General features: G+C 74.2%; 4 protein-coding genes. 3 read left to right on the top strand and 1 reads right to left on the bottom strand.

Translation table 11 applies throughout. From position 1 onward, the window contains the following. Positions 1-53: 53 nt before the first annotated feature. The gene (locus ACFVIM_RS33810) at positions 54-323 is read right to left on the bottom strand and encodes a metal-sensitive transcriptional regulator (RefSeq protein ID WP_384309821.1); all 270 of its coding nucleotides are present in this window, start codon (positions 321-323) and stop codon (positions 54-56) included. 362 nt (positions 324-685) lie between these two features. Here ACFVIM_RS33810 and ACFVIM_RS33805 point away from each other — a divergent pair, with 362 nt between their 5' ends. From ACFVIM_RS33805 to ACFVIM_RS33795, 3 genes are all read left to right on the top strand, one after another. Then, complete coding sequence (locus tag ACFVIM_RS33805; RefSeq protein WP_384309818.1) at positions 686-2,059, top strand: rhodanese-like domain-containing protein; 1,374 nt, start codon at positions 686-688, stop codon at positions 2,057-2,059. Positions 2,060-2,195: 136 nt separating this feature from the next. Next, the gene (locus tag ACFVIM_RS33800) at positions 2,196-3,008 is read left to right on the top strand and encodes a sulfite exporter TauE/SafE family protein (protein ID WP_384309815.1); all 813 of its coding nucleotides are present in this window, start codon (positions 2,196-2,198) and stop codon (positions 3,006-3,008) included. Between the two features lie 69 nt (positions 3,009-3,077). Continuing rightward, complete coding sequence (locus ACFVIM_RS33795) at positions 3,078-3,674, top strand: rhodanese-like domain-containing protein (RefSeq protein WP_384309812.1); 597 nt, start codon at positions 3,078-3,080, stop codon at positions 3,672-3,674. Positions 3,675-3,788: the final 114 nt, after the last annotated feature.

Genomic DNA, 3,788 nt, shown 5'->3' with positions numbered 1-3,788 from the left:
CGTCCGGACGGCAGGAAACGGGCCCCGGCGCGTGCCGTGGGTGGGGTGAGGGGTCAGGCCAGGGTGAGGAAGAGCTTCTCCAGCTCCTGCTCATTGAGCTCGGGGGTGCCGCCGTCCTCGCGCGCGGTCAGGCACTCCCTCATCCGACTGGAAATGATCTTGAATCCGGCCCGGTCCAGGGCGCGCGACACCGCCGCCAGCTGGGTGACGACATCCCGGCAGTCCCGCCCGGCCTCGACCATGGCGATCACGCCCGCGAGCTGTCCCTGCGCACGCCGCAGCCGGTTGAGAACCTGCTGAGCGGCCTCGGAGTCGTCGTTCATCTCGCCTCGTTCCTTCCGCCGGGGAGCCGTATGGTACCCCCCAGGGTATCCCCTCCCCCGACCGGACCGTCCATATGACGCGGGTGATGAACGCCTCCCCATGTCCGATTTGATACCCCCGCCGGTATATCTGTTACGGTCGGAACCCATACCCCCCGGGGTACTCCCCACACGGTGCGGGAACGACGGGCTCGAACGACCGGCCCGCACGACGTACGACCGACACGCACGACGAGCGAGAGCGGCGAACGCGAGCGGCGCACGACAGCGACCGACGGGAACGGCGGACGGGAACGACCGCCCCACGACGACGGACAGACGAAGCCGGACACAGACCAACGAAGGCAAGCAAGGAGAAGCGCGTGTTCTTCATCGACACCATCGAGATACCGGGCCTCGGCAACCGCCACTATCTGGCGGGCGGCGCGGGGACGGCCGTGGCCGTCGACCCGCCGCGCGATGTCGACCAGGTGCTGTCGGCGGCGGCACGGCGGGGTGTGCGCATCACGCACGTGGTGGAGACCCATGTGCACAACGACTATGTGACCGGTGGTCTGGAGCTGGCCCGGCTGACCGGCGCGCGCTATCTGGTCCCCGCCGGGGCCCGGGTCTCGTTCGACCGTGTCCCCGTCCACGACGGCGACACGGTGGACGTCGACACCGGGGCCGGGCTGCGGCTGCGCGCCGTGGCGACCCCCGGACACACCCCGCACCACACCGCCTACGTCCTGGAGGAGACGGGACGGCCGGTGGCGGCCTTCACCGGGGGATCGCTGCTGATCGGCACCGTCGGACGGCCCGACCTGGTGGAGCCCCGGCTCACCGAGGAACTGGCGCGCGCCCAGCACGCCTCCGCGCACCGGCTGGCCACGGCCCTGCCCGATGAGACACCGGTCCTGCCCACCCATGGCTTCGGCAGCTTCTGCTCCTCGGCCCAGGCCCAGGGCGAGGCGACCACCATCGGCCGGGAGAAGCGCGTGAACGACGCCCTGGCCAAGGACGTGGAGGAGTTCGTACGGGAGTTGCTGGCCGGGCTGGAGGACGTGCCCGCGTACTACGCCCACATGGGCCCGGCCAACGCCCGGGGCCCGGCGCCGGTCGACCTGACGCCCCCGGCGGTCGCCGACGCCGAGGAGATCGCCCGACGGCTGACGGCGGGCGAGTGGGTCGTGGACCTGCGCAACAGGGTCGCCTTCGCCGCGGGGCATGTCGCGGGCTCGTTCAACTTCGAGGCCGACGGACAGCTCGCCACCTATCTGGCCTGGCTGATCCCCTGGGGCAAGCCGGTGACCCTGCTCGCCGAGAGCCCCGGGCAGCTGGCCGCCGCCCAGCGCGAACTGGTCCGGGTCGGTCTCGACCGGCCCGCCGCCGCCGCGACCGGCGAGGTCGGCCAGTGGCTGCGCCCCGGCGCGGAACCCGCCGCCTTCCCCCGTGCCACCTTCGCCGAACTCGGCGCGCTCGGCCCGGGGCGGGATGTGGTGGTGCTCGATGTGCGCAGGCACTCGGAGCGCGCGGCGGGCCATATCGCCGGGTCGGTCCACATTCCCGTCCACACCGTGCACCAGCGGCTCGACGAGGTGCCGCCGGGACGGGTGTGGGTGCACTGCGCGGGCGGGATGCGGGCGGCCATCGCCGCCTCGCTGCTGGACGCGGCCGGGCGGGAGGTCGTCGCCGTCGACGACTCCTTCGACAACGCGGTCGCGGCCGGGCTGACCCTGGCCCCCGCCGTGCCGTGACTCCCCATCGCCCCCGCGCCACCGCGCATCACATCCCTGTGAGGAACACCGCCATGACCGCTCCCGCCCGCGCCACGCGGGGCGTCCGGCCCACCAGAACGGCCGGGGCGCTCGGCACGGATGCCGGTGGTCCGGCATGAGCGGTCTGATCCTGGCCCTGACCGCGGGCGCCGTCGTCGGTCTCGCCCTGGGCGCGCTCGGGGGCGGCGGCAGTGTGCTGGCGGTCCCGGCCCTGATCTATCCGCTCGGTTTCACCCCGGCCGAGGCCACCACCGCGAGCCTGATCATCGTCGCGACCACCAGCGCCTCCGCGCTGTACGGGCACGCCAGGGACGGCCATGTGCGCTGGCGCGCGGGCACCCTGTTCGCGGCGGCGGGGCTCGTCCCCGCGGTCCTGACGGGCCTGCTCGCCGCCCGGCTCCCGGCCGATCTGCTGACGGCCGCCTTCTCGGTGATCGCGCTGCTCGCGGCGGCGGCGATGCTGCGGCCGTCGGCCACGGGCCCTGAGAACCCCACAGCCCGCACCAGCGGTCAGGACGGTACGGACGGCACCGAGGGGCCCGATGGCGCCTCCGGCACCGGCGGTGGACGCGTGCGCGCGGGTGCCACGGGCGCCGGGCTGGGCGCGGTGACCGGACTCCTCGGTGTCGGCGGCGGCTTCCTCGCCGTACCCGCGCTGGTGCGGGTGGTCGGCCTGCCCATGCGGACAGCCGTCGGCACCAGCCTGCTGGTGATCACCCTGACCTCGCTGGTCGCCCTCACCGCGCGGACCGGCGCCACCGAGGGGCTGGCCTGGGCCCACATAGCGCCGTTCACGGGCGCCGCGATCCTCGGCGCCTGGGACGGCAGACGGCTGGCCTCGAAGATCACCGGACCATCGCTCCAGCGGCTGTTCGGCGCCATCTTGGCGGCCGTGGCCCTCGCCATGCTCCTCGACGCCCTCCTCTGACCACCTTCCGCGCCCCGACACTGGTGACCTCCCCCCCACCCCTCCTCCCCACCCCGGAAAGGACACATCATGCCCACCGACACCCCCCGCGCCCTCACTCCCGCCGAGGTCGGGCCCCGGCTCGCCGACTACGCCGTCATCGACGTCCGCACACCCGGCGAGTACGCGGGCGGCCATCTGCCGGGCGCCCTCAACATCCCGCTGGACCAGCTCGGCCGCGCCCTGCCCGAGCTGCGCGAGGCCGCCGGGCGGCGTGAGCTGCTGATGGTCTGCGCCTCGGGCGCGCGCTCCGAGAACGCGGCCAGGAGCCTGGTGCGCCAGGGCACCCGGGCCGCCACCCTCACCGGCGGCACCCAGGGCTGGGCGGCGCAGGGCCACCCGGTCGACCGGCCCGCGGTCTGCGATGTGCCCCGCGCCACCTGGAGCATGGAGCGCCAGGTACGGCTGGCCGCCGGAACCATCGTCCTCCTCGGTCTGCTGCTGGCGCTGGTCATCCACCCCGCCTTCCAGCTGCTGTCGGCCGCCATCGCGGCCGGGCTGGTCTTCTCCGCGCTGACCAACACCTGCGGGATGGCGGCGGTCCTGGCCCGGCTCCCGTACAACCGGCCGCGCGGCACCGACCTGGACGGCACACTCGCCCGGCTGCGGCAGGCGGTCGCGGAGTAGCGGGGCCCATCGGGGGGTGGGGACGGCATCCAGCCCCCGGACGCCGCAGGCGTATCGGGCCACTCCACCCGCCGGACCTGACGGCGGGGCGGTGACCGGACGCCTTTCGGCACC

The sequence above is a fragment of the Streptomyces sp. NPDC057638 genome (assembly GCF_042800315.1).
Lineage (GTDB): Bacteria > Actinomycetota > Actinomycetes > Streptomycetales > Streptomycetaceae > Streptomyces.
The sequence above is the reverse complement of the archived record's forward strand: the minus strand, read 5'-3'. Positions and strand labels throughout refer to the sequence as shown.

Coding starts and splice junctions, on each gene's coding strand:
- ACFVIM_RS33810 (WP_384309821.1), bottom strand. CDS start 323: ATGAACGACGACTCCGAGGCCGCTCAGCAGGTTCTCAACCGGCTGCGG.
- ACFVIM_RS33800 (WP_384309815.1), top strand. CDS start 2,196: ATGAGCGGTCTGATCCTGGCCCTGACCGCGGGCGCCGTCGTCGGTCTC.
- ACFVIM_RS33795 (WP_384309812.1), top strand. CDS start 3,078: ATGCCCACCGACACCCCCCGCGCCCTCACTCCCGCCGAGGTCGGGCCC.